23 protein-coding genes are annotated in these 23,148 nt (G+C 56.4%); 15 read left to right on the top strand and 8 right to left on the bottom strand.

Features of this window, described 5'->3' with window-relative positions; all coding sequences use genetic code 11:
- Nucleotides 1-92 precede the first annotated feature (92 nt).
- A complete protein-coding gene (locus tag AC0J4F_RS13565) occupies nucleotides 93-413 on the top strand; it encodes a hypothetical protein (protein ID WP_133946701.1) in 321 nt (106 codons plus the stop codon).
- A gap of 48 nt (nucleotides 414-461) precedes the next feature.
- On the opposite strand, the gene scpA is transcribed toward AC0J4F_RS13565, so the two are convergent.
- The gene (scpA, locus tag AC0J4F_RS13560) at nucleotides 462-2,627 is read right to left on the bottom strand and encodes a methylmalonyl-CoA mutase (protein WP_133946700.1); all 2,166 of its coding nucleotides are present in this window, start codon (nucleotides 2,625-2,627) and stop codon (nucleotides 462-464) included.
- Complete coding sequence (locus AC0J4F_RS13555; RefSeq protein WP_473023730.1) at nucleotides 2,624-4,459, bottom strand: methylmalonyl-CoA mutase subunit beta; 1,836 nt, start codon at nucleotides 4,457-4,459, stop codon at nucleotides 2,624-2,626. The genes scpA and AC0J4F_RS13555 overlap by 4 nt, the downstream gene beginning before the upstream one ends.
- A gap of 536 nt (nucleotides 4,460-4,995) precedes the next feature.
- Here AC0J4F_RS13555 and AC0J4F_RS13550 point away from each other — a divergent pair.
- Nucleotides 4,996-5,697: a helix-turn-helix domain-containing protein gene (locus tag AC0J4F_RS13550; protein ID WP_133946698.1), complete on the top strand. Its 702-nt coding sequence runs from the start codon at nucleotides 4,996-4,998 to the stop codon at nucleotides 5,695-5,697.
- Nucleotides 5,698-5,827: 130 nt separating this feature from the next.
- Here the strand turns inward: AC0J4F_RS13550 and AC0J4F_RS13545 are convergent, their stop codons facing one another.
- Nucleotides 5,828-6,802 (bottom strand): NAD-dependent epimerase/dehydratase family protein, encoded by a 975-nt coding sequence (locus tag AC0J4F_RS13545; RefSeq protein ID WP_209173989.1) that lies wholly within the window; start codon nucleotides 6,800-6,802, stop codon nucleotides 5,828-5,830.
- Nucleotides 6,803-7,069: 267 nt separating this feature from the next.
- Between AC0J4F_RS13545 and AC0J4F_RS13540 the strand changes: the two genes are divergently transcribed.
- The gene (locus tag AC0J4F_RS13540; protein ID WP_209173990.1) at nucleotides 7,070-7,624 is read left to right on the top strand and encodes an RBBP9/YdeN family alpha/beta hydrolase; all 555 of its coding nucleotides are present in this window, start codon (nucleotides 7,070-7,072) and stop codon (nucleotides 7,622-7,624) included.
- Between the two features lie 68 nt (nucleotides 7,625-7,692).
- Here AC0J4F_RS13540 and AC0J4F_RS13535 read toward each other — a convergent pair whose 3' ends face one another.
- Nucleotides 7,693-8,493 carry an HpcH/HpaI aldolase family protein gene (locus tag AC0J4F_RS13535; RefSeq protein ID WP_209173991.1) on the bottom strand — a complete coding sequence of 267 codons (801 nt, stop codon included), beginning with the start codon at nucleotides 8,491-8,493 and terminating at the stop codon, nucleotides 7,693-7,695.
- A 157-nt stretch (nucleotides 8,494-8,650) separates the two neighbouring features.
- A complete protein-coding gene (locus AC0J4F_RS13530; protein ID WP_133946694.1) occupies nucleotides 8,651-8,974 on the bottom strand; it encodes a DUF1476 domain-containing protein in 324 nt (107 codons plus the stop codon).
- A 308-nt stretch (nucleotides 8,975-9,282) separates the two neighbouring features.
- On the opposite strand from AC0J4F_RS13530, the gene purC reads away from it, so the two are divergent.
- The 5 genes from purC (at nucleotide 9,283) to AC0J4F_RS13505 (ending at nucleotide 11,526) form a co-directional block, all read left to right on the top strand.
- On the top strand, nucleotides 9,283-10,047 hold the full coding sequence (purC, locus tag AC0J4F_RS13525; protein WP_133946693.1) for a phosphoribosylaminoimidazolesuccinocarboxamide synthase: 765 nt from the start codon (nucleotides 9,283-9,285) through the stop codon (nucleotides 10,045-10,047).
- Nucleotides 10,048-10,180: 133 nt separating this feature from the next.
- Nucleotides 10,181-10,423: a phosphoribosylformylglycinamidine synthase subunit PurS gene (gene purS / locus AC0J4F_RS13520; RefSeq protein ID WP_040452276.1), complete on the top strand. Its 243-nt coding sequence runs from the start codon at nucleotides 10,181-10,183 to the stop codon at nucleotides 10,421-10,423.
- Nucleotides 10,424-10,436: 13 nt separating this feature from the next.
- Complete coding sequence (locus AC0J4F_RS13515; RefSeq protein WP_208326659.1) at nucleotides 10,437-10,544, top strand: phosphoribosylformylglycinamidine synthase-associated small membrane protein; 108 nt, start codon at nucleotides 10,437-10,439, stop codon at nucleotides 10,542-10,544.
- Between the two features lie 18 nt (nucleotides 10,545-10,562).
- On the top strand, nucleotides 10,563-11,231 hold the full coding sequence (purQ, locus tag AC0J4F_RS13510) for a phosphoribosylformylglycinamidine synthase subunit PurQ (RefSeq protein ID WP_133946692.1): 669 nt from the start codon (nucleotides 10,563-10,565) through the stop codon (nucleotides 11,229-11,231).
- A gap of 40 nt (nucleotides 11,232-11,271) precedes the next feature.
- Nucleotides 11,272-11,526 (top strand): DUF2164 domain-containing protein, encoded by a 255-nt coding sequence (locus AC0J4F_RS13505; protein ID WP_133946691.1) that lies wholly within the window; start codon nucleotides 11,272-11,274, stop codon nucleotides 11,524-11,526.
- Nucleotides 11,527-11,533: 7 nt separating this feature from the next.
- Here the strand turns inward: AC0J4F_RS13505 and AC0J4F_RS13500 are convergent, their stop codons facing one another.
- Nucleotides 11,534-12,340, bottom strand: coding sequence for an AraC family transcriptional regulator (locus AC0J4F_RS13500; RefSeq protein WP_133946690.1), 807 nt, complete (start codon nucleotides 12,338-12,340; stop codon nucleotides 11,534-11,536).
- Between the two features lie 97 nt (nucleotides 12,341-12,437).
- Here AC0J4F_RS13500 and AC0J4F_RS13495 point away from each other — a divergent pair, with 97 nt between their 5' ends.
- On the top strand, nucleotides 12,438-12,974 hold the full coding sequence (locus AC0J4F_RS13495; RefSeq protein WP_473023729.1) for a peroxiredoxin-like family protein: 537 nt from the start codon (nucleotides 12,438-12,440) through the stop codon (nucleotides 12,972-12,974).
- Nucleotides 12,975-13,145: 171 nt separating this feature from the next.
- On the opposite strand, the gene AC0J4F_RS13490 is transcribed toward AC0J4F_RS13495, so the two are convergent.
- Nucleotides 13,146-13,373, bottom strand: a complete 228-nt coding sequence (locus tag AC0J4F_RS13490; RefSeq protein ID WP_473023728.1) for a DUF1127 domain-containing protein — start codon at nucleotides 13,371-13,373, stop codon at nucleotides 13,146-13,148.
- 103 nt (nucleotides 13,374-13,476) lie between these two features.
- Between AC0J4F_RS13490 and AC0J4F_RS13485 the strand changes: the two genes are divergently transcribed.
- From AC0J4F_RS13485 to AC0J4F_RS13465, 5 genes are all read left to right on the top strand, one after another.
- Nucleotides 13,477-14,997: an aminotransferase-like domain-containing protein gene (locus tag AC0J4F_RS13485; RefSeq protein ID WP_473023727.1), complete on the top strand. Its 1,521-nt coding sequence runs from the start codon at nucleotides 13,477-13,479 to the stop codon at nucleotides 14,995-14,997.
- 163 nt (nucleotides 14,998-15,160) lie between these two features.
- The gene (gene purL, locus AC0J4F_RS13480) at nucleotides 15,161-17,359 is read left to right on the top strand and encodes a phosphoribosylformylglycinamidine synthase subunit PurL (RefSeq protein WP_473023726.1); all 2,199 of its coding nucleotides are present in this window, start codon (nucleotides 15,161-15,163) and stop codon (nucleotides 17,357-17,359) included.
- Nucleotides 17,360-17,403: 44 nt separating this feature from the next.
- Nucleotides 17,404-17,637: a BolA family protein gene (locus AC0J4F_RS13475; RefSeq protein ID WP_133946685.1), complete on the top strand. Its 234-nt coding sequence runs from the start codon at nucleotides 17,404-17,406 to the stop codon at nucleotides 17,635-17,637.
- A gap of 115 nt (nucleotides 17,638-17,752) precedes the next feature.
- Complete coding sequence (grxD, locus tag AC0J4F_RS13470; protein WP_133946684.1) at nucleotides 17,753-18,085, top strand: Grx4 family monothiol glutaredoxin; 333 nt, start codon at nucleotides 17,753-17,755, stop codon at nucleotides 18,083-18,085.
- Between the two features lie 230 nt (nucleotides 18,086-18,315).
- Nucleotides 18,316-19,749: a glyceraldehyde-3-phosphate dehydrogenase gene (locus tag AC0J4F_RS13465; RefSeq protein ID WP_473023725.1), complete on the top strand. Its 1,434-nt coding sequence runs from the start codon at nucleotides 18,316-18,318 to the stop codon at nucleotides 19,747-19,749.
- Nucleotides 19,750-19,977: 228 nt separating this feature from the next.
- Here the strand turns inward: AC0J4F_RS13465 and AC0J4F_RS13460 are convergent, their stop codons facing one another.
- Nucleotides 19,978-21,648 carry a DUF262 domain-containing protein gene (locus AC0J4F_RS13460; RefSeq protein ID WP_473023724.1) on the bottom strand — a complete coding sequence of 557 codons (1,671 nt, stop codon included), beginning with the start codon at nucleotides 21,646-21,648 and terminating at the stop codon, nucleotides 19,978-19,980.
- 260 nt (nucleotides 21,649-21,908) lie between these two features.
- On the opposite strand from AC0J4F_RS13460, the gene AC0J4F_RS13455 reads away from it, so the two are divergent.
- Nucleotides 21,909-23,129 carry a 6-phosphofructokinase gene (locus AC0J4F_RS13455; protein WP_040450794.1) on the top strand — a complete coding sequence of 407 codons (1,221 nt, stop codon included), beginning with the start codon at nucleotides 21,909-21,911 and terminating at the stop codon, nucleotides 23,127-23,129.
- The last annotated feature ends 19 nt before the right edge of the window (nucleotides 23,130-23,148 follow it).

Raw genomic sequence — 23,148 nt, 5'->3', positions numbered from 1 at the left:
AATTGCGCGGATTACTGTAATTTCATCGCAAATTTTGACAATTAAAACGCTCCGGGATTATTGCGCATCAGATCCTTTGGAGCTCATTTCTTATGTATGCACCGTCAGTTACAGACAATACTGGAATACGGCTGGCACCGGCCTCCCGAACACGGTTGAGGCACGGAAAACTCCTCACAGTCGACAAAACCGACATTTGTGATTGCACACTTTACGACCTTCAAAACGGCGGGACGGGTGTCGTCATCCCGGACGCCGAAGCTGATCTGCCCGACACGCTTTATGTCGCTGATACCAAGCTTGCGACCGTGAACTTGGCGAAGGTGCGCTGGCGTGTGGGGTCCAACTTGGGGGTTTTGTATTTGGAAAAGCCCGTTCAGCTCAGCCTGAAGCAGTCAGCTAAAACAAAATAACCGGCTGCGTTTCCCGCAGCCGGTTCGAATTTTGATTGCCAATTACGTTTATTCGGCAGCCTGGGCCGGCGCGTAACCAAGCTGAACATTCAGCTTTTCAATCAACCCGACAGCTGCTTCCGCAATAACAGTCCCCGGCGGAAAGATGGCTGCGGCTCCGGATTTATAAAGCTCATCGTAGTCTTGCGGCGGAACCACACCGCCCACGACGATCATGATGTCCTCCCGGCCCTCATCGGCCAGCGCCTTTTTCAGTGCTGGGACCAGCGTCAAATGACCTGCGGCCAGGGACGACACGCCAACCACATGGACATCGTTCTCAACCGCCTGCCGGGCCGCCTCTTCCGGGGTTTGGAACAACGGGCCGATATCGACGTCAAAACCGAGATCGGCAAAGGCCGAGGCAATCACCTTCTGGCCGCGGTCGTGACCGTCTTGCCCCATCTTGGCGACGAGGATACGCGGACGCCGGCCATCGTTGTCCTCAAACGTTTCAACGAGGCTTTGTACCTTTTCCATGGTGCCGGACATTGCGCCAGCCTCCCGCTTGTACACTCCTGAGATCGATTTGATCTCCGCTTTATGGCGGTCGAAGACCTTCTCCATAGCGAACGAGATTTCTCCGACGGTCGCCATGGCCCGTGCAGCCTTGACGGACAGATCCAGAAGATTGCCCTCGCCGGTTTTCGCACACTCTGTCAGGGCATCGAGCGCGGCCTGCGTTTCCGCTTCGTTGCGCTCTGCACGCAGCCGTTTCAGCTTGTCAATTTGGGCCGCCCGTACAGTCGCATTGTCGACTTTGAGAACGTCGATGGCCTGTTCACTCTCCGGCTTGAACTTGTTGACGCCGACAACCGTTTGCGCACCGCTGTCGATCCGCGCCTGGGTCTTGGCCGCTGCTTCTTCGATCCGGAGCTTTGGAATACCCTTTTCAATGGCTTTTGCCATGCCGCCCAGCTCTTCGACTTCGCGGATGTGCGCCATCGCCTTTTCGGCCAAATCGGCGGTCAATTTCTCGACATAGTATGATCCCCCCCAAGGATCGATAACCTTGGTGGTGCCGCTCTCCTGCTGCAGGAAAAGCTGGGTGTTCCGGGCGATCCGCGCCGAAAAGTCTGTCGGTAGTGCCAGCGCCTCGTCCAACGCATTGGTGTGCAGCGACTGGGTGTGCCCCTGTGTCGCTGCCATTGCTTCCACACACGTACGGATGACGTTATTGAAGACATCCTGCGCCGTGAGCGACCAGCCGGAAGTCTGAGAGTGGGTGCGCAGGGACAGGGATTTTGGGTTCTTCGGCTGGAAGTTTTCTTCCATCAAGGTCGCCCAGATCAGGCGCGCAGCGCGCAGCTTTGCAACTTCCATGAAGAAGTTCATGCCAATCGCCCAGAAGAACGACAGGCGCGGCGCAAACTGGTCAATGTCCATGCCAGCCGCGACACCGGCGCGGGCATATTCGATGCCGTCCGCAATCGTGTAGGCGAGCTCCAGATCCGCCGTCGCACCCGCTTCCTGCATATGATAGCCGGAAATGGAAATCGAGTTGAACCGCGGCATGTTCTGTGAGGTGTAGGCGAAGATGTCGGAGATGATGTTCATCGACGACTTCGGCGGATAAATGTAGGTATTGCGGACCATGAACTCCTTCAGAATGTCGTTCTGAATGGTGCCGGAGAGATCCTTTTGATCGACGCCCTGCTCTTCCGCAGCCACGATATAGAGTGCCAGCACCGGCAACACTGCGCCGTTCATGGTCATGGAGACGCTCATCTTGTCCAGCGGGATGCCGGAAAAGAGCGTGCGCATGTCATAGATCGAATCGATCGCAACACCGGCCATGCCAACGTCACCAGAGACACGTGGATGATCGCTGTCATAGCCCCGGTGCGTGGCAAGATCGAAAGCAACCGAGAGTCCCTTCTGACCAGCAGCAAGGTTCCGCCGGTAAAACGCATTTGAGTCTTCGGCCGTCGAGAACCCGGCATATTGGCGCACAGTCCAGGGCTGCTGGACATACATCGTGGGATACGGCCCCCGCATGAACGGCGGAAGACCCGGCCAGGTGCCGATATGTTTCAGGTCGGCAATGTCACCGGCACTGTATGCAGCAGCAACATCGATGCCCTCAGGAGTGGTCCAGGCCGCCTCGTCCCCGGCATTGGCCGCGCCAAGCGCGTCCTGAAACGGAACCTTGGAATAATCCGGAATCCGGCTCATGCTTGGCCCTCCAGTTCTTGTTCTGCTGAAGCGCTTGGGAGCCCCAAGAGGCTGTGCGCATCACGAAGCAGTTCCAATATATCACAACCGGCAAAAACGAAGGTTCCGACACCGGCAGAACGATAAGCGGCTTCCTTGTCGCCCGGCTTTCCTGCAAGGTAGATGTGTTTGGCCCCGCCATCGGAAAGGGCTTTCGCGGCAGCTTCGGCCTCACTTTCGTAAACAGCGTCTGACGACACGATGCACACCAGCGCTGCGCCACTTTCCGTGAAAGCGGCCGCCATTTCCTCAACAGATCCATAGACAGCCGCTTCACTTGCCGTCAAACCGCCGGCTGCGAATGCGCTGGCCAGCCACGTGGCACGAGCCGTGAACTGCGCGAGCGGGCCAAGGGTCGCCAGGAAGATGCTTGGCGCCTGTCCCGCTGTCTGTTCATGTGCGTCCGCGGCAGCCCGGAGCGCCTCAAAAGGTTCGGCATAGCGCCAACCGTTGTCGGAGTTTGTCTTAGCGAGCACTTCGACGGGTTTTTCGCCAAGATTCGGGAACTCACTGACGCCCGTGATCGGGCGTTTGCGCCGGGCGATATCCTTTTCGATTTTCGCTCTGGTTTCGGCGATACTCTTGTCTATCAATCCGCTTTTGCGCGCAGCAAGCAATCCACCCGCTGCCTCGATTTCTTGGAAGAATTCCCATGCAGCTGCACAGAGTTGATCCGTGCGCGCCTCAATCGCTCCAGAACCCGCAGACGGATCCATGACCTTCGCCAGGCTGCTTTCTTCCAAAAGCATCGACTGGGTGTTGCGCGCGAGCCGGCGGGCGAACGCATCCGGCAAACCGATTGCTTCTGTGTGCGGCAATACACAAACACTGTCAGCTCCACCGACACCGGCTGCAAAAGACGCCACCGTGTTGCGGAGGAGGTTCACCCAAGGATCGCGTTGAGTCAGCATTCGCCGGGAGGTGACCATATGCAGATCGGCAGGATCTTGCTTCACGCCGGCACCTGCCAAAACGGATGCCCAGAGTTTCCGGATGGCCCGGGCCTTGGAAATTGTGCCGAACTGATCAGCATCGGCAACCAGAGTGATCGAAATCCGCGTAGCCCATTCTTCAGGCTCAAGACCCGCATTTTCCAGAGTGCGCATGTGCGCAACGGCAGAGGAAAGCACGAGCGCCAACTCTTGCGCATCGCTCGCGCCGGCATTGTGCCAGGTTTGCCCGTCCGCGGTCAGCAGGCGCAGCGGACTGCCACACGCTACACTTTCTTCTGCCACAACCTTCAGCGCTGAGAGGTCAGCCCCATCAGTCTCTGCAGCTGAATTCGGATCATAGGAGGCGGTGAGACGCACGGTCGCTGGCTCAATACCGGCGGATGTCAGATAGCTAAGGAACTCGCTAATGAGCCCTAGTGTCTGGCTTCCTGCGCCGAAGCGGGTTTCGATCAGGTCTGGAAGCACGCCAGCATAAAGTCGGGCAAAGTCACCCGCGGTTTTTATTTGAATACCTCGACCGGTTCCCAATCCAATTGGATCCAAGACAAGATCCAAACCGCTGGCGCCACCTTCCAAGTCCTGCAGGATTTGCGCATTGGCAACCGAAACGTCGGGAAGGTCGATCCGCTGTGATATGGTCCAGGCACCCGGCTTAGCTCGCAAAGCCCGGGCTGGCTGGTCGGTGCGGTTGGCGTAAAGCGGCTGGATCGGCAGACCGTCATCGGTGAGAGATGTCAGTCTATCCCTCGAGGCTCCTTTCAGAGCCTTGTCGACCGCAGACCACCAGGCCTCTTCATCGGCAGTGTAGAAATGATCTGGCCCAGAAAAACTAAGTGGCATGGATACAGTCTCCCTTGCCGGCGTTTTTAGTCTGCAGGTTAAGCCTAAGCAACTCAGCATAAAGGGTAAGACTAATCAGAAGAAAGCCGTAAAGCACAAATCTCCGCGATCCCACCAACCTCCAGAAGCATATCCGGAGCTGATTCCTTGACATAATTAATTAGGGGTTAAAAACAATTAATATTGTTATTTTTTACAATATACAATAAGATGAAAAACAACTCCTGATAAACAATTCAGTAATTTATACACCCCTTCCCGCTGGGGAAATGCAAACAAAATGGCATATAAAGCCAACTTGCAGGTTTTTCCATATTGGTACGATCATCAATTGTATTGTAGCGTGAGTGTGTTGACGCATGGGAAGTTCTATCCACGGAAGAACAACAAATGTCCCACCAAATAAATGCGCGACGCTTCGAGTTTGGCTGGGGGCAGGTCACCTGTGCCATACGCGAGTTAACCCATCAGGATCGCCAACAGCGTGTCTGTGGCGTGTCCAAAAAGCGGCTTTCAAGCCGCAAAGGATGTGCACAATGCTTGATCAAACCGAATTGAAAAATAAACTGAGAGCGATCTCTGAGGCCAACGCGGCCCATCATGTTCTGGACATTTTGGAATCGAACCTTCGGCGTATGGGGGCAACCCATATCCTGATAACCGGTCTGCCGATGCCCAACCGTCCGATCGACAACCTGGTGCAGCGCTTCCGCTGGCCGGATCAACGCAACGATGGCATCGAGAGCACGTCTCTGTCGGCAAATGACAGTGCCTTGATGCTGGGGCTGGGCTCAAACCGGGCCCGCATCTGGACGATCACTGCCGGTGACATGGAGCATTCCGATCTCATGGCCTCCGCTGGAGAAGGCAGTCAGATTGTGGTCGTACCTGTTACCGAGCTTTATCCGTTCCAGGCATTTGTTTTTGCCAGTGGACCGGCCCTGCAGGTCAGCAAATACGATCTGTCTAATCTTGAGGCACTTTCGGCGGCAGCATTCTCGCGCCTGCGTGAACTCGGTGTGGTCTCCGGCCAACGCCCGGGCGCTCTGTCGACCCGCGAGCGCAAGGTTCTCGAACTGACAGCCTACGGCAAAACCGCCGGTGAGATCGCAGATGTTCTGGATATCTCCCAGCGGACAGTCCATGCGCATTTGCAAAATGCCAGCGTAAAGCTGAATGCATCCAACAAGACCCACACAGTGGTTGAGGCTCTGCGTTACGGACAGATCAACGTCTAGCAAACTTACCAAGGTGCCTGACTTGGCACCTAGACCTGACTGCTTACAAATGCCCCGTGGAGTTACCGCGGGGCTTTTTTTATAACGATTGCAGAGATCTCACGGATCGGGACCTACAAATCGATCGAAGTCATGCGAAACCATCTTCAATCAGTGATGTTGCACGCCAGTTTTTCAAGGCACTGTCGAGATCAGTCTCGAAAACGTACCCCGATGACTTGAGCTTCGCCGGAACAATGTTCGTTGATACGACCAACTTCTGAATACGCGCCCGGTTAATGCCGTTCCTGATGCCAAACGCATTCAGGATTTCAAACGGCAGGCTCGCCAGCTTCATCAAAGGCAAGGGAACAACGCCCCGGGGCTGAGACAGGCCACCGGCTCGCTCAAAACTCTGGCAGATTTCTTCTATCGTGTACGGGTGCGGATAGCAGAAGTTATAGAGCGATTGCCCTTCCTCTTGCCCCAGCATGAAATCGAAGGACCGGATCAATTCATCAACATAGCCACACGCCTTGATCGTGTCCTTGCGGCCTGGATAGAGAAAGAACCCCTTTTTTAAGGCACCAGCGAGCCGGGTGAAGTTGCCGTTTTCTCCAGCACCGAAGACAACTGCCGGCCTGGAAATCACTAGTTTACGGTCCGGTGCTTCTTGCTGCCAACTTTGCTGGATCTGCTCGGCCAAAAGCTTGGACCATCCGTAGGCGGATTGCGGCGCGGTAGGAGTGGTTTCTTCTTTCGGTGCCTCATCGGGGCCATACACTGCGATCGAGCTGGTAAAAACGATCTTTTTGACACCTAATGCCCGTGCGAATTCGCAGATATGCGTCGCCCCGGCCACATTCGTTTCATAATACTCATGCGTTTCATGGCCAGGCGTCCGGTGGATAGCTGCAAGATTGTAGATAACATCAGGGGCCTGACACAGATCCACGGGCAGCGGCCGGCGAATATCTGCGATTTTGTAATCGACTGTCTCGACCGGTGTGCGCGGGGCAACCAGATCAACGCTCACCAGTTCCTTGAACTTGCCGCTTTCTTTCAAGGAAAGAAGCAGGTGGGACCCGATAAATCCGGCGCCGCCAAAGACTACAGCCCGCGACATGCTTTTCCCTCATCCTGAATTCGACCTAGTCAGAAAGCCCTAAAGACCTGAATAAATTACTGACAAATACGAAACGTTATCGTCAAAACTGCGCCTGACAGAATTGTTACATGAGGCATTCTTGAGTTTTACACGCAAGAGGTCAGATGAAGTCGAGATGCACCACCTGACCTCTCCTCAACCGACAGGCTTTCGGCTGGACCTCAGGAAAAAAATATGGTTTCACGCAGCGCCTAGAGCTTTGCCCAACCCCAAAGGTGCCTTGTCTTGAAGATTTCCGAAACCGACATTCTGCTCATTCCCGGCTACGGCAAGACCCTGCCGGGCCATTGGCTGTTGCGCTGGCAAGACAAAATGCCCACCGCCCGTGTTGTGGCCCAGGCCGAACTGCATCGCCCCACCAAAAAGGAGTGGGTGGATACGCTGGTCGGTCAGGTGGACGCTTGTGAACGTCCAGTCGTTTTGGTCGCCCATTCGCTGGGGTGCATTCTGGTTGTCCATGCGGCCAACGCCTTGAAGGACAAGATCCGCGGTGCCTACCTTGTTGCTCCCTCCGATTGGGATCGCGACGGCCTCGTTCCGGAGTTTGATGGCGGTGACTTCAAACCCGTGCCAACCCATCCCCTCACCTTCCCGGGCCATCTTGTCGCGAGCCGGAACGATCCTTACTGCGATTATGAGCGGGCTCAGGATTTTGCGAACGCCTGGGGCACGACGTTCCAGGATGCCGGCGAGGCTGGCCATATCAATCTGGAAAGCGGGCACGGCCCGTGGCCGGAAGGCATGATGTCCTTTGCCCACTTTATGAAGAAGCTCGGCTAAACCGGCGGAGTTCTCTTAAGTTCGCTTCGCCCGCAAGTCTGTCCGTACTGCCTCGCCAACAGTATTCCTCAATAGCTGGCTGCGGGCCCTGATCCCGTTGCCGCATCGACCTCTTGAAGGTGGGCGCGCGCCGCCTCATCGAACATCATCATGTCTGTGCCGTGGGCCATAAGCCTGAAGCCTTGGGCGATGGCCTCCTCAACTTTTGCCGCACCAATGCAGAAGATACCGGCTATCTTCCCCGCCGCTTTCGCTCGGGCTGCGATTTCGCCGCAAACCCGGGCCGTCTCCTCGCCGTTCGGATCCAGTTTTTCGCCATTTGACAGAGCCAGCGATAGATCGCTTGGTCCAACAAATACTCCGTCCAGACCCGGCACCGCCAAGATGTCATCCAGCGCGTCAACAGATGTACGCGTTTCCACCATGGCCAGAGCAAGCGTTTGTTCGTTCGCAGTTTCCAAGTAGGCATCCGGCGTCTGCTGGTTGAGCATAACCACTCGGAACGGTGCCCAACTGCGTTCACCAACAGGCGGGTACTTGACGGCCTTCACAAAAGCTTCGGCATCTGCGCGGGAATTGATCATTGGAGCAATGAGGCATTCTGCGCCCATGTCCGCCAATCGGCTGGCAGTTGCATTGTCGTCAACGGGGATTCGCGCAATCCGGTGAGCCCCGCCAAGCGCCAAAGCCGCAAAGCCATCACTGGCAGACTTGAAGTCATGCATTCCGTGCTGAAGGTCCAGTGTGACCGCCTGATAGCCACTTCTTGCAAAAAGCTCCGCTACAATCGGGGCCGCCAACATGGACCAGCCTGTGATCACCGGCTGTCCGGAGCGCAATATGTCGGCAAGGGTTTTCGGGTCGGTCACGGTCGTCTCCTCCTGATTGGCCGCCATCAGACAAGGATCTCAAGCTGCCCGCAAGCCGGATATGTGCCTCATCCGTACGGGTGCAACCAACAAACAAAAACGCCCGCCGATTTCGGCGGGCATTTCAAATTCGATAAAGACCAGTTCGATCCGCTGATCAGCCTTCGTTTTGCAGCTGATCCACGGCGGTTGCCATCAGTTCGTCCATGGTGCGCCGAATCTGGTGATCCGACTGATCGACATTGTTGGCATCAAAGTCTGCGCGGATTTTGCGGAAAACGTCTTCGTCACCCGGCTCTTCGAAGTCAGCCCGGACAACTTCCTTGGCATATTCTTCGACCTTCTCACCTTCGTATCCGAGAAGCCCTGCAGCCCAGAGGCCCAGCAGCTTGTTGCGGCGGGCGGTTGCCTTGAACCGCAGCTCCTCGTCATGCGCGAATTTGTTTTCAAATCCCTGCTCGCGCTTGTCGAATGTGCTCATGCTTCTACGTCTCCTGAACTGCGGTGCACATCCCCAATATGGGGATCATTTGGCTCTTTCAATATCCCCCACCGCTTCGCAAATCAACGTAGTAGCGACACGGATTGGCCAAAAGCATGACATTCCCCGGAAATTCGCACAAAACATAAGATTGTGCTTTCGCCTCGCTTCGGGTAAGTTCCGCGCCGCAATCGAGGATTTGCGGCCATACGGTCCCCACCTGGTCGAAGCCAAATTCCCAGTGAACGAGACGTATAGGCGCAGATATCCCTCGCAAGGTTTCTCTCAATAACGAGACGGATAAGCCCATGAACCGCCGCCGGCGCATTTATGAAGGTAAAGCGAAGATTCTCTATGAAGGTCCGGAGCCAGGAACCCTGGTTCAGCACTTCAAGGATGACGCGACTGCTTTCAACAACAAGAAACACGAGATCGTTGACGGCAAGGGCGTGCTCAACAACCGCATCTCCGAGTACATCTTCAACAACCTGAATGCCATCGGTATTCCGACGCACTTCATCCGCCGCATGAACATGCGCGAGCAGCTGATCCGCGAAGTCGAGATCATCCCGCTGGAAGTGGTAGTGCGCAATGTTGCCGCTGGCTCAATTGCGAAGCGCCTGGGTCTTGAAGAAGGCACACAGCTGCCGCGCTCCATCATCGAATTCTACTACAAGAACGATGAACTCGATGATCCGATGGTATCTGAAGAACACATCACGGCCTTTGGCTGGGCAACACCGCAGGAACTCGACGACATGATGGCCCTGGCCATCCGCGTCAACGACTTCCTGTCCGGTCTGTTCCTGGGTGTCGGCATCCGCCTCGTTGATTTTAAGATCGAGTGTGGCCGCCTGTTTGAGGGCGATCTGATGCGCATCGTGGTCGCGGACGAGATTTCGCCGGACAGCTGCCGTCTATGGGACATTGAGACCAACGAAAAGATGGACAAGGACCGCTTCCGCCGCGAAATGGGCGGCATGCTGGAAGCCTACCAGGAAGTCGCCAAACGTCTGGGTCTCGTGACACAGAACGAGCGCCCGGTCGGATCAGGGCCAACCCTGGTCCAATAAATCTTCAAAGACCCCTGCCCTGATCTCGATTGGCAGGGGTTTTTCTTTTGAATAGCCGTCTTTGCCTTTGCGAAGCGGTTCAGCTGGTGTATGGAGCGCGCAACACGCCCACCAGATGCTGATGGAGACAACAATCATGAAAGCTCGCGTGATCGTCACCTTGAAAAACGGTGTTCTCGATCCTCAGGGAAAAGCCATTGAAGGCGCGCTCGGCGGTCTTGGCTTCGGCGATGTCGGCTCTGTCCGCCAGGGCAAGGTGTTCGACGTGGAATTGACCGGCTCCGACAAAGATGCCGCCAAGGCCGAACTGGAGCAGATGTGCGAAAAGCTGCTCGCCAACACCGTGATTGAAAACTACGCGATCGAGATCGCATAAGCAGGGGAGCGAGATGGATAAGGATGCAAAGAGAGCTGTTCTCTTTCTGGCCATAAAAGCTGCAATCTTCATCCTGCTGCCCGCATTTATTGCCCTCGTTGCTGTGTTTTACCTGCTCTGAACTTCCGGAACTTGCTCCATGAAAACCGCCGTCATCGTTTTCCCAGGCTCCAACCGCGATCGTGACATGTTTCATGCGCTGGAACTGATCACCGGCACGCGCCCTGTCGGCGTCTGGCATACGGAAAGCTCCCTGCCCGACGCCGATTTGGTCATCGTCCCGGGCGGTTTCTCCTACGGCGATTACTTGCGCTCCGGCGCGATTGCAGCGCGGTCCCCGATCCTGAAGGATCTGGTCGCCAAGGCCGAGAGCGGCGTTTCGGTTCTTGGTGTATGCAACGGCTTTCAGATCCTGACAGAGGCAGGCCTGCTGCCGGGTGCCCTCATGCGCAATGCCGGACTGACTTTTGTCTGCAAGGAAGTGATGCTGGAAACGGTGAACAGCGCAACACAGTTTTCTTCCAAGTTCGAAAAAGGCCAGGTGTGGCGATGCCCGGTTGCCCATCACGATGGCAATTATTTTGCCGACGCTGAAACCCTCAAATCCGTTGAAGACAATGGTCAGGTCGTGTTCCGCTATGCCAACGGCACCAATCCGAACGGCTCGATCAACGACATTGCCGGCGTCACAAACGCCAAAGGCAACGTGCTCGGCATGATGCCCCACCCGGAAAACCTGGTTGAGCCGCTCCACGGCGGCCTCGATGGCCGCCTGCTGTTCGAAAGCCTTTTGGAGAAGGCTGCCTGACCGGCCAATCTCTTCACCTGAATGCTGGGGGCAACCAGACATGCCGGACCTGAAACTGGACAAGGATACTCGCGCCCGCCTCAACCAGCAGATCCGGCAGTATCTGAGCGACGAACTGGATACCGATATCGGCAACATGGAAGCCGATTTCCTGATCGACTTCCTGACCAAATCACTTGGCGCGAGCTTCTACAATCTCGGTCTGAAGGATGCTCAAACGCTGATCGCCCGGAAGATGGACGACATCAACGACGAGCTCTACGGCATGGAGCAACCGGACGATCCTGTTCGCTGACACACGTTCAGTTGTGTTCAAGCTGCCGCGCGCGGCGTGGCGGAGCGCCATAGCGTTTGGCGAAAGCCCGGGAAAAGGATGCCGGGCTGGAAAACCCGCACATATTGGCGACAGCCTTGACCTGACGCCCGGCAGCGAGCTCATCCCGTGCAATGTCGAGCCGCCAATTCGACAAATATGTCATCGGCGTAATCCCGATCAGGCTCTTGAAGGTCACCGCAAATTGGGTCCGCGACATGCCAGCGATCTCCGCAAGCCGTTCCAGTGTCCAGTTTTCGCCCGGTGCCTCGTGAATGGCAACAAGCGCCTGCGCGACCCTCGGATCAGAAAGCCCGTTCAAAAGCCCTGAATCGATCTCATTGCCTTCCATCGCATGGCGCAGCAACCGAATCACCACCACCTCGCACAAGCGCTGAAAGACAGCCTGGCCGCCACAGCGGGGCCGCATCACCTCTTCCACCAGCGGCATCACCACTGACGACAAACTCGGATCGTCTGAAAGGTCGACGGACAAACAAATGGGAAGCGCGGCAAAGAGCCGTTTGCCAACTCCGGATATCTCGATGTTTGTCGATACGATGATGCTTTCATCAGCCCTTGGGCGAACGAGATCAAGAGCACCTGAAGCACTGTCTTCCGGCGGGCGCAACACAAGACGAAGGTCTTGGCGCGGATCTTTGCAGATCATCAGCATGGCATGCTGTACATCCGGGCCGCCTGCTCCGCCGTCGCTCACATGAACCCGCAACCTGTCGATCAGGGACGACAACCGGTCCAGCCGGCCATTGAAGTTTGTGCGATAAGGCGCCTGCATATCCGTACTCTCGGCTTCTTTATTTGTACTTTTATATCGAGATCGTTCGATATTCTAGCCCAAGTCGATCCGATTTATCCAAGACAAAGGAAGCATCATGCTCATCCCTAGACAGACCGTTCCAGCACTGACCGTTGAGACACTCGGCGGCGGGTCGTTTGATCTTTCAGCGGTATCCGCTGACTTTGCAACACTGGTCGTCTTTTACCGCGGGCTGCATTGTCCGATTTGCGCCACCTATCTGAAGGAACTTGGCCGTCTTCTGCCCGATCTGAAAGAACGCGGCGTTGAAGTCATTGCTCTGTCATCCGATGATCAGGAGCGGACACAACAAATGGCTGAAAAGGTCGGACTCGATGACCTCACGTTCGGTTACGGATTGCCGCTCACAATGGCAAAGGACTGGGGGCTCTACATCTCCACGGGCCGTGGCAAGACGTCTATCGGGATTGAAGAGCCAGACCTGTTCTCAGAGCCAGGTGTCTTCTTGGTCAAGCCCGATGGCACTCTCTACTTTGCATCCGTCCAAACGATGCCGTTTGTCCGGCCGCATTTTCAGGAGATGCTCGGCGCGCTGGATTTCGTCAAGAAAAACGACTACCCGGCACGTGGCGAGTACACTGGCGCAGTCTAACCCAGGACACCTTATGAATTGCAGGCGCCCGCGGAGGTCGGGCGCCTGCGAAATCCGGGGCCTATCGCTTCAGAAGCTGAAGGCTGCTGCTTAAGAAGGCCGGACATCGGACCCCGGACATTTGATGACCAAGCACGGTGTTTCAAAAAATGCGCAAGGCGCATTACCAAGTCACCGCAAGTCCGGGCCCTGCCAAAACGGCTTTTCAATCTCAACCAGCACATCGGATCTCTTCAAGCCGATGTCCTTCAATTGATCATCCGTCAGGCTGGCCAATTCGCGCCGGCTTCTGGCAACGGCCATCCATTGCAAGACCAACCGCGCTAGATTCCAGCGCGGGAACGAGACTCTTGGCTGGTCTGTGCAGCTGGGTGCGAAGATTGATTCCAATGCACTCATTTTAGATACTCCAAGAGATACAATCGACACAATCACTGTGTCTTTCACGGTGACAATCTTATGAATTGACTCCTTGACGGTGGCAATATACTAAATTGTCACCATGACAAATTGGCTTCCTCAGATCCCGGACGGGCAAGGTCCGATCTATCTGCGGCTCGCAGATCAGATCTCCGCAGATATCGCCTCCGGCGCGCTCGCAGCCGGAACCAAGCTGCCGCCGCAGCGTGACCTCGCCTATGATCTTGGCGTCACGGTCGGCACCATCGGCCGGGCCTATGCCACTATCCGTCAACGTGGTCTGGTGAATGGCGAAGTGGGGCGTGGAACATACGTTCTTGGCAGTGCAGAGCCGATCCAGCTTCAAGAATCTACAAAACCGAACCTTGACGCCCCCGCAGGCAACCCTGCCCCGTCCGCTCCAGCCGTTCACCAACGCACCGGAGACACTTCGTGGGTGCAAGGTGCGATGCAGCCGCCAAAAGACCGGGCGTTTGCGGGCACGCGCATCGCGGTTCCGCACGAATCTTCCATCCGGTTCGACAGCACATCAGCACCGGAAATCGGACAGGCAAAGCTGATCGCGCAAATCACGTTGGACATCACACGCGACCATCCGCACGAGATCGCCAGTTACACCCGCGCTGTCCCGCCGGATTGGCGCGCCGCCGGTAAGATCTGGTTGTCACGCGGCGGCTGGGAACCTGATGAAGGCAGCATTGTTCCGACTACCGGTGCTCAGGCGGCAATCATGTCGATTATTGCAGCGACCACAGCACCTGGTGACCGGATTGCCTTTGAAGATCTGACCTACAGCTCTATCGCGCGGGGGGCGGCCCTGTCTGGACGACGGCCGGTGTTGGTCGAGCGGGATGAAGAAGGGCCCTTGCCCGAGGATCTGGCTCGCGTGTGTGCCCAAACACACCCACGCATTCTGTTTTTGATGCCGACCATGCACAATCCGACAACGGGGTTCATGAGCGAAACGCGCCGGCATGAGCTTATCGAGGTTGCCCGGCAGCACAATCTCTGGATCATCGAGGACGAGGTCTACGGCTCTTTGCGGGATACATCGGTTCCGCCGATTGTCTCCTTGGCTCCGGAGCGCACCTTTCACGTCGGATCGTTGTCAAAGTCTGTGACGGCCGGCGTGCGCGGCGGCTGGCTCTCCAGCCCTCAGTCCTACGCCCAGCGCATTTACACCGCCCACAAGATGCTGACCGGCGGCATTTCTTTTCTTCTCTCGGAGCTGTCTTCCAGGCTGATCTTGTCTGGTGCAGCTTCTGACTTTCGCGAGAAAGTCGGTGAAGAGATCGCGGCCCGCCACGCGCTTGTGCGGCAGCATCTCAGCCCGTTCGAGTATCGCTCAGCCGCCGACTGTCCATTCCTTTGGCTAAAGGTGCCCGAACCCTGGAACCCCGGAACTTTCAAAGCAGCAGCCGCTGCGGAAAATGTTCTGGTGGATGATGAAGACGAGTTCAAACCAGGTCGCACAGGCAAGGTCTATCACTGCATCCGCATTGGCTTCAGCAATCCGCTAACCCGGGATCAGACCGTTGAGGGTCTTGTGGCTGTGCGCGACCTTTTGAACGACAACTGCGCCTGCTACGACAGCTTCGAGTGACGTTGCCAGTCGCGCAGCCAAAAGCCTTCCGGACAACATGCAAATGAATCGGCTGAGGCCTCTCCCATTTTGAGGTTTTGTCTGCTAAACCGGCGCGAAACTGGCCCAGGCGCACAAAAGCATTTCGCAAAACGCTCTAAACGCCGCAGATTTCCGGACCGACATGATCCCGAACGACATCAAGATCACGCCCGAGCTCATCGCTTCCCACGGCCTCAAACCTGACGAATATGACCGCATTCTGGAATTGATCGGCCGTGAGCCGTCGTTCACGGAACTTGGCATCTTCTCGGCGATGTGGAACGAGCATTGCTCCTACAAGTCTTCCAAAAAATGGCTGAAAACCTTGCCGACGGAAGGCCCACGTGTGCTTCAGGGTCCAGGTGAAAACGCCGGGGTTGTCGATATCGGCGACGGTCAGGCCGTTGTCTTCAAAATGGAAAGCCACAATCACCCGTCCTACATCGAGCCCTACCAGGGCGCGGCGACAGGTGTTGGCGGCATCCTGCGCGATGTCTTCACAATGGGAGCCCGCCCGGTCGCAGCCATGAATGCCCTGCGATTCGGTGAACCGGATCATCCGCGCACCCGCCACCTCGTCTCCGGTGTTGTCTCCGGTGTGGGCGGTTATGGCAACTCCTTCGGCGTTCCGACCGTCGGCGGCGAGGTTGAGTTCCACGCCCGCTACAACGGCAACTGCCTGGTGAATGCCTTTGCCGCAGGCCTTGCCGACAGCGACAAGATCTTCCTGTCCGAAGCCAAGGGCGTCGGCCTGCCGGTCGTCTATCTCGGTGCCAAAACCGGCCGGGATGGTGTTGGCGGGGCGACCATGGCGTCAGCAGAATTCGACGACACGATCGAAGAAAAGCGTCCCACCGTTCAGGTGGGCGATCCGTTCACGGAAAAATGCCTGCTGGAAGCCTGCCTTGAGCTGATGGAGACTGGCGCGGTCATCGCGATCCAGGACATGGGCGCCGCCGGCCTCACCTGCTCCGCCGTTGAAATGGGTGCCAAGGGCGACCTGGGCATTGAACTGAACCTCGACCAGGTGCCGGTGCGCGAAGAGCGCATGAGCGCCTACGAGATGATGCTGTCGGAAAGCCAGGAGCGCATGCTCATGGTTCTCAGCCCGGAAAAGGAAGCTGAAGCCGAAGCCATCTTCAAGAAATGGGGCCTCGACTTCGCCATCGTCGGCGTCACGACCGACACGCTTCGCTTTGTGGTCAAACACCAGGGCGAGATCGTTGCCGACCTGCCGATCAAGGAACTCGGCGACGAAGCCCCGGAATACGACCGTCCATGGATCGAACCTCAAAAGCGTCCTGTTCTGGCAGCCAGCGACATTGCCGAACCCGACGACTATGCCGAAGCGCTTACGACACTGGTCGGCAATGCCAACGGCTCGTCCCGCCGCTGGGTCTATGAGCAATATGACACGCTGATCCAGAGCAACACCGCGGCAACCCCGGGTGGCGATGCCGGTATCATCCGCGTGGACGGCACCCGCAAAGGTCTCGCCTTCTCCGTCGATGTGACGCCGCGCTACTGCGAGGCGGACGCCTTTGAAGGCGGCAAACAGGCGGTGGCCGAAGTCTGGCGCAATCTGACCGCCGTTGGTTCAGAGCCGCTTGCGGCCACCGACAACCTCAACTTCGGCAATCCGGAGCGCCCAGAAATCATGGGCCAGTTCGTCGGCTGCATCAAAGGCATCGGCGAAGCCTGCCGGGAACTCGACTTCCCGATCGTCTCGGGCAACGTCTCGCTTTACAACGAAACCCACGGCGAAGCGATCCTGCCGACCCCGGCAATTGGCGGCGTTGGCCTGTTGCCGGATGTGACCGTGCGCGCAGGTGCGGCCTTTGCCAACGAAGGCGACGTTATCCTCGTCATCGGCGGCCGCGGCACCCATCTTGGCGCCTCGCAGTATCTCAGCGACATCCTCGGCCGTGAAGAAGGCGCTCCGCCACCGGTCGATCTCGCGGCTGAGAAGCGGCGCGGGACGCTTGTCCGCCAGCTGATCGGCGCAGCACGCCTCACCAGTGTCCATGACATTTCCACCGGCGGCCTCGGGGTTGCTCTTGCCGAGATGGCGATGGCCGGCGGAATGGGCGCGAGCGTGGAGATAGACGGACCTGCGCACGCAGCGCTCTTCGGCGAAGACCAGGGCCGCTATGTCGTCACTGTCAGCCCGGACCGGCTCGATGCGGTGCTGGAAGACATTGTCGATGCCGGCATTGAGGTTGACCGGATCGGAACAACCGGCGGAACGGATTTGACAGTTCAAGGTGTTCTCACCATATCCGTTGCAAAGCTGAAAAAAGCACACGAAAATTGGTTCCCAGATTACATGACAGCCGTGTGAGTCGGCCATGAGGGGGAAACAGGCAATGAAGGGGCGCGCTTAACATGCCAATGAACGCAAATGAGATTGAAACCCTGATCAAGGAGGCATTGCCCGATGCTCAGGTGGAGATCCGGGATTTGGCTGGCGATGGCGATCATTACGCGGCGAATGTTGTCTCCGAAGCATTCCGGGGCAAGAGCCGCGTGCAGCAGCACCAGATGGTCTATGAGGCGCTGAAGGGCAACATGGGCGGCGCCCTGCATGCCCTCGCCTTGCAAACCAAGGCACCTGATTAAACCGAATTTGCCCCGTGCATTTGACCGCCTGATTGCCCATATACGTATTATCCCGCATTATCAGGCATCATAAGGTTAGCCGCCCGCTGCAGGCAGACAGACAAGGACAAGTGAAATGAGCATCCAAGAGTGGATCAAGAACGAAGTCGACACCAACGACGTTGTGCTGTTCATGAAGGGCACACCGAACTTCCCGCAGTGCGGGTTCTCCGGTCAGGTCGTTCAGATCCTCGACTATGTCGGCGCGCCATACAAGGGCATCAACGTTCTGGAAGACGATGAACTTCGCAACGGCATCAAGGAATTCACCAACTGGCCGACCATCCCGCAGCTTTATGTGAAGGGTGAGTTCGTCGGCGGCTGCGACATCATCCGCGAGATGTTCCAGAACCAGGAACTCCAGGGCCTGATGAGCGACAAGGGCATCCAGACAGCCCAAAGCGCCTGATCGGCGGCTTCAATCAGACGGGTTTTGGAGGGGCGGTTTTCCGCCCCTTTTTCTTTGTGACCTGCCTTTTTCCGAGCGCCGGCACCCAGGCAGCATCGGCACCTATGCATCTAATCGATTAAACAAAAAGTGGGTCTGGACATTGCGTTTGGTCTAGCGATAAACCGCACGCGCAGGCGGGAAAACCCGCCCATCATTGTGCGTTAATCACCCAAAGGGAGTTGGTCGGCATGGCGGCTATGGATAATCACTTCGATAACTGGAAGGAACAACAATCCGCCGCTGAGCAGATGATCCCGCTGGTTGGCCACCTTTACCGCGACTACGGCATCAACATCCGGATTTTCGGCCGACGGCTCCTCAACAACTCCGCCATCGAGATCATCAAGGCGCACCGCTACGCCCTGCAGATCACCGGCCAGGAGCTGGACGTTGCCAAGAGCCTTGAGATCGTCAAGGCGATGCTGGAAATGGATCTCGCCGCCTCGCGCGTCGATCTCGGCAAGCTGTGCCACCGCTACATGACGGAAGGCGGCGATGCCAAGACCCTGGTTGAAGAGCAGCTCGCCAGCATCAACACCGGCAAGACCTCCATCCTGCAGGAGCCGCAGGACGTTGTTCTTTACGGTTTCGGCCGCATTGGACGCCTGCTGGCCCGCATGATGATCGAACGTGTTGGCGCCGGCAACAAGATGCGCCTGCGCGCCATCGTCGTGCGCGGCGGCAAGGAAGGCGATCTGAAAAAACGCTCCAGCCTGCTGCGCCGCGATTCCGTTCATGGCGCCTTCAGCGGCTCGATCACGGTCGATGAAGACAAGAACGCCATCATCGCCAACGGCAACTACATCCAGGTGATCTACGCCAATTCTCCGGCCGAGGTCGACTACACCCAATACGGCATCAAGAATGCACTGGTCGTCGACAACACCGGCATGTGGCGCGACGAGGAAGGCCTTAGCCAGCACCTGAAGTGCCCGGGCGCTGCAAAAGTCATCCTGACCGCACCGGGCAAGGGCAACATCAAGAACGTCGTCTATGGCGTCAACCAGGGCGACGTCACCCCGGACGACGACATCCTGAGCGCAGCGTCCTGCACCACCAACGCGATCACGCCGGTGCTGAAGGTCATCAACGACGAGTTCGGCATCGAGAACGGCCACGTCGAAACCATCCACGCCTTCACCAACGACCAGAACCTGATCGACAACTACCACAAGGGCGACCGCCGCGGCCGTGCCGCCCCGCTCAACATGGTTCTGACCAGCACGGGCGCTGCCAGCGCGGTTGCCAAGTGCCTGCCGGAAATGAAGGGCAAACTGACCGGCAACGCTGTCCGCGTGCCGATCCCGAACGTCTCCATGGCGATCCTCAACCTCAATCTCAAGCGCGAGACATCAGCTGAGGAAATGAACGACTACCTGCGGCAGGTGTCGATCCAGTCGCCGCTGCAGGACCAGATCGACTACACCGCCTCCACCGAGCTGGTCTCCTCCGATCTCGTCGGCTCCATCCACGCCGGCGTCGTCGACAGCCAGGCCACCATCGTCGATGGCGACCGTCTGGTGCTTTATGTCTGGTATGACAACGAGGCCGGCTACAGCACCCAGGTCATCCGCCTGATGCAGGAAGTCGCCGGCATGAAATACCCCTCCGTCCCGGCGTGATTTTTCTGGGACTTGGGCTGAGTATTATTTGAGAGATTTGTGAAAGGGGCGGTTTTCCGCCCCTCTGAGTTGGCGGAGAATAAACTTGGGTCCTTCCGTGTCTGGTAATTGTGAGCGGAACCTACGTCAATCGGGAAACGATGTATTGCTCAAACATCAGCGCAAATCGACATCCGCTGATGCTGTTATCTGAAATGGTTTTCACTGTTTCAGATAACTGAGCTCGTTTCAGTCACCCCATTCAATTCTCACAAATTTCCCTATTCGAGCTGCACGGTCGGTCACTTGAACCTCATCCCAATCACCGCGCTCCTTAATAATTGCCCCAACAGCCATTGTATCCCGCAGCCCACAGCTAACATACGCATCGGATTTCTGGCATGGAGGATCGTCTTGCAGAGATGAGTTCATACCCGGTGTGAGCATAACAAGATTTCCCAAGTGATGCTTAAACTCCGCATCGGCACTTTGTGGCACTATATGCTCAACAGACGTCGAAGGCTCGAGTGTCCAGATTTTATTCCACTGCAACTGGTTGATTTGCTCGCCAGATTGTGCCGCAAGATACTCATCATATCTGAAAAGTAAGTAACGCAGCTCCTCCGCCCACCCTTCGTAGGAATTGCTCCAAAAATCATTATCCGATAGCAAATCTTCTACACAGTAGTCTCGGCCTAACTCATTTATATATTTCAATATTTGGTCCGATGAAAGATTATCTTTAAAGACACTCTGTGCCAGTCTCACATATTCTCCCACCTTCATTCGAGTGTCAGCGCCAAAGAGCCCAAAGATACGAAAAGTTATTTTCTCCCACGCGCTAAGCAACTCCTCTTGGACTTCTTTATCAAACTCGCGCGCCATAATCGAAATTGCAAGGAACCTCGCATGAGAGATTTTCGTGACTGCTGCACGCCGCTTGTCAGAATTTAGATCGCTTACTAGACGAACCATTTTACGTAGCCACTGTGCAGTGTCGACGATAGTCCTCAGTTCGTTTCCACCGCTCTTGATCAACTCCAATGCAGCGTCTTCCTCTCCCAGTACGCGATTGGGCCGTGTTTCAATTGAAAGAGTAGCCGCAAACCGCAAAGACTCGCTCCCTAATTGCTGCTTAAGACCAAGAATTCGGTAAATATCTTGCCAGATACTACGCATTTCGCGAAGAGCATCAGCGCGTGAACCCTCGTCAACAAACTCGAAAATCGATGCCATTAATTGGCTTTTTGTTTTGTCGATCCACCTGACATCTAGGCCGCGGCTGTTTAACACCTCAAACACGCGGTATACTGTCGCCTCGTCAGAAAGTTCATGGTATACCATGGTCAATCGGTTGCGAATTGTTCCAAGAAGATCGATAATTTTGCCATTGGCAGCCCAGTCCGCAACAAAAGTCTCACACTCTTCTACTGCATCAACAATGTTTTTGTCAGACGCAGCGCTAATAGATTTTTGATCAACCCTACCAGTACGAATATAGCTAGTGAATACATTGCTACTATCGTGATTTGTTTGCAAAAGAACAAGTGAATGATCATCACCTTTTACAAGGAGGCTACCAAGAACGTGCTTGGCTTTTGATTGACCTGAGTCACCATCAGCAGGAAGTGCTTTTTCAATAGCTTTTAAGAGAATTACGATTGTTGTAATCCGCTGCTGACCATCAACCAGCTCCGCGGTTTGAAACTCGTCGGCCGCAATCCACCTCTTGTCTCGTGCGAGCGCAACGACAGTAGCCATAAAATGCTCACGGCCGGACCGATGCGCTTCCTCTATATCGCTAAACAGATCTTTCCTCTGACGCGTTTGCCAAGAATATGCTCGCTGATAGTCTGGAATCTGAAATAGCCGCCCATCAAGAAGTTTCGCCACAGACAAATGCATTGGATTGAGGCTCATCGGAAAATTCTCTCCTAGATAGAAATAACTGTAAAAAATGCGTATATAATAGCAATGATTTTAAGAAAAGAAGCTAACTAAAATTTCCTCGCACATCACTCGTGACGTCGACTGATTGGCGCTACGCCCCCTTGCCTACCTTGAGCACTTCATAGCTCATCGCACCCCGCCTTACCAATTCCCCCGCCCCAACAAATCCCTTGTCCGATCCCCACCAAAAATGCCAATTAGGGCCCTGATAAGAACAAAAGGACATCTCGATGTTTCACGGCAAGGTGCTGGTTGCGCAAGGGGGCGGGCCGACCGCGGTTATCAATCAATCCATGGTCGGGGCGGTGCTGGAAAGCCGCAAGTTCCGCAGTGTGGAGCTGATCTATGGCGCGGTGCATGGCGTGCGCGGCATCCTGGACGAGGACTTTTACGACCTCACCCAGGAAACCACCCACAATCTGGAGATGGTCGCCAACACCCCGTCCTCCGCGCTCGGCTCGACCCGCGACAAGCCGGACCTGAAATACTGCCAGGAGATCTTCAAGGTGCTGCGCGCCCATGAGATCGGCTATTTCTTTTATACCGGCGGCAACGATTCCTCCGACACGGTGCGCATCGTCAACGATGAAGCGCGCAAGGCCGGCTACGATCTGCGCTGCATCCACATTCCTAAAACCATCGACAACGATCTGGTCGAGAACGACCACACGCCGGGCTTTCCCTCCGCCGCGCGCTATGTCTCCCAGGCGTTCATGGGCATCAATCTCGACAACGCCGCCCTGCCCGGCATCTATATCGGGGTGGTCATGGGCCGCCATGCGGGCTTTCTCACCGCAGCCTCGGCCTTGGGCAAGAAATTCTCCGACGACGGGCCGCATCTCATCTATATGCCGGAGCGCACCTTCGACATCGATCAGTTCATTCAGGACGTCCGCGAGGTCTACAACCGCCTTGGCCGCTGCGTTGTTGCGGTCAGCGAAGGTATTCATGATGCCTCGGGCGAGCCGATCATCTCCAAGCTTTCCCAGGAGATCGAACGGGACGCGCACGGCAATGTGCAACTGTCGGGCAGCGGGGCGCTCGCCGATCTTTTGACGCAGAAGGTCAAGGATGCGCTCAACGTCACGCGGGTCCGGGGCGACACGCTGGGTTACATCCAGCGCAGCTTTGTCGGCTGTGTCTCAGATGTCGACCAGCATGAAGCCCGCGAAGTCGGTGAAAAGGCGGTGCAATACGGCATGTTCGGCGACCGCGACGGCTCGGTGACGATCAAGCGCACCGGCCACTATTCGGTCGACTATGAGCTGGTGCCGCTGGAAGCGGTTGCCGGAAAAACCCGCACCATGCCCGATGCGTTCATCTCCGCCGCCGGCAATGATGTCACCGATGAATTCCGCATGTACCTGCGCCCGCTTCTCGGCTCCGGCATGCCCGACGCCCATCGCCTGCGCCCCAACAAGGTGCCGAAGATCCTGGCGGCCGGGTCTTAAAGGGCGACTAAGCGCGTTA

Source organism: Roseibium sp. R5, assembly GCF_055755305.1.
The sequence above is the reverse complement of the archived record's forward strand: the minus strand, read 5'-3'. Positions and strand labels throughout refer to the sequence as shown.

What these genes read in the sequence shown, in the direction of transcription:
- AC0J4F_RS13565 (WP_133946701.1), top strand. Translation starts at nt 93, where the DNA reads ATGTATGCACCGTCAGTTACAGACAATACTGGAATACGGCTGGCACCG.
- scpA (WP_133946700.1), bottom strand. Translation starts at nt 2,627, where the DNA reads ATGAGCCGGATTCCGGATTATTCCAAGGTTCCGTTTCAGGACGCGCTT.
- AC0J4F_RS13555 (WP_473023730.1), bottom strand. Translation starts at nt 4,459, where the DNA reads ATGCCACTTAGTTTTTCTGGGCCAGATCATTTCTACACTGCCGATGAA.
- AC0J4F_RS13550 (WP_133946698.1), top strand. Translation starts at nt 4,996, where the DNA reads ATGCTTGATCAAACCGAATTGAAAAATAAACTGAGAGCGATCTCTGAG.
- AC0J4F_RS13545 (WP_209173989.1), bottom strand. Translation starts at nt 6,802, where the DNA reads ATGTCGCGGGCTGTAGTCTTTGGCGGCGCCGGATTTATCGGGTCCCAC.
- AC0J4F_RS13530 (WP_133946694.1), bottom strand. Translation starts at nt 8,974, where the DNA reads ATGAGCACATTCGACAAGCGCGAGCAGGGATTTGAAAACAAATTCGCG.
- purC (WP_133946693.1), top strand. Translation starts at nt 9,283, where the DNA reads ATGAACCGCCGCCGGCGCATTTATGAAGGTAAAGCGAAGATTCTCTAT.
- AC0J4F_RS13515 (WP_208326659.1), top strand. Translation starts at nt 10,437, where the DNA reads ATGGATAAGGATGCAAAGAGAGCTGTTCTCTTTCTGGCCATAAAAGCT.
- purQ (WP_133946692.1), top strand. Translation starts at nt 10,563, where the DNA reads ATGAAAACCGCCGTCATCGTTTTCCCAGGCTCCAACCGCGATCGTGAC.
- AC0J4F_RS13505 (WP_133946691.1), top strand. Translation starts at nt 11,272, where the DNA reads ATGCCGGACCTGAAACTGGACAAGGATACTCGCGCCCGCCTCAACCAG.
- AC0J4F_RS13500 (WP_133946690.1), bottom strand. Translation starts at nt 12,340, where the DNA reads ATGCAGGCGCCTTATCGCACAAACTTCAATGGCCGGCTGGACCGGTTG.
- AC0J4F_RS13495 (WP_473023729.1), top strand. Translation starts at nt 12,438, where the DNA reads ATGCTCATCCCTAGACAGACCGTTCCAGCACTGACCGTTGAGACACTC.
- AC0J4F_RS13490 (WP_473023728.1), bottom strand. Translation starts at nt 13,373, where the DNA reads ATGAGTGCATTGGAATCAATCTTCGCACCCAGCTGCACAGACCAGCCA.
- AC0J4F_RS13485 (WP_473023727.1), top strand. Translation starts at nt 13,477, where the DNA reads ATGACAAATTGGCTTCCTCAGATCCCGGACGGGCAAGGTCCGATCTAT.
- purL (WP_473023726.1), top strand. Translation starts at nt 15,161, where the DNA reads ATGATCCCGAACGACATCAAGATCACGCCCGAGCTCATCGCTTCCCAC.
- AC0J4F_RS13475 (WP_133946685.1), top strand. Translation starts at nt 17,404, where the DNA reads ATGCCAATGAACGCAAATGAGATTGAAACCCTGATCAAGGAGGCATTG.
- grxD (WP_133946684.1), top strand. Translation starts at nt 17,753, where the DNA reads ATGAGCATCCAAGAGTGGATCAAGAACGAAGTCGACACCAACGACGTT.
- AC0J4F_RS13465 (WP_473023725.1), top strand. Translation starts at nt 18,316, where the DNA reads ATGGCGGCTATGGATAATCACTTCGATAACTGGAAGGAACAACAATCC.
- AC0J4F_RS13460 (WP_473023724.1), bottom strand. Translation starts at nt 21,648, where the DNA reads ATGAGCCTCAATCCAATGCATTTGTCTGTGGCGAAACTTCTTGATGGG.
- AC0J4F_RS13455 (WP_040450794.1), top strand. Translation starts at nt 21,909, where the DNA reads ATGTTTCACGGCAAGGTGCTGGTTGCGCAAGGGGGCGGGCCGACCGCG.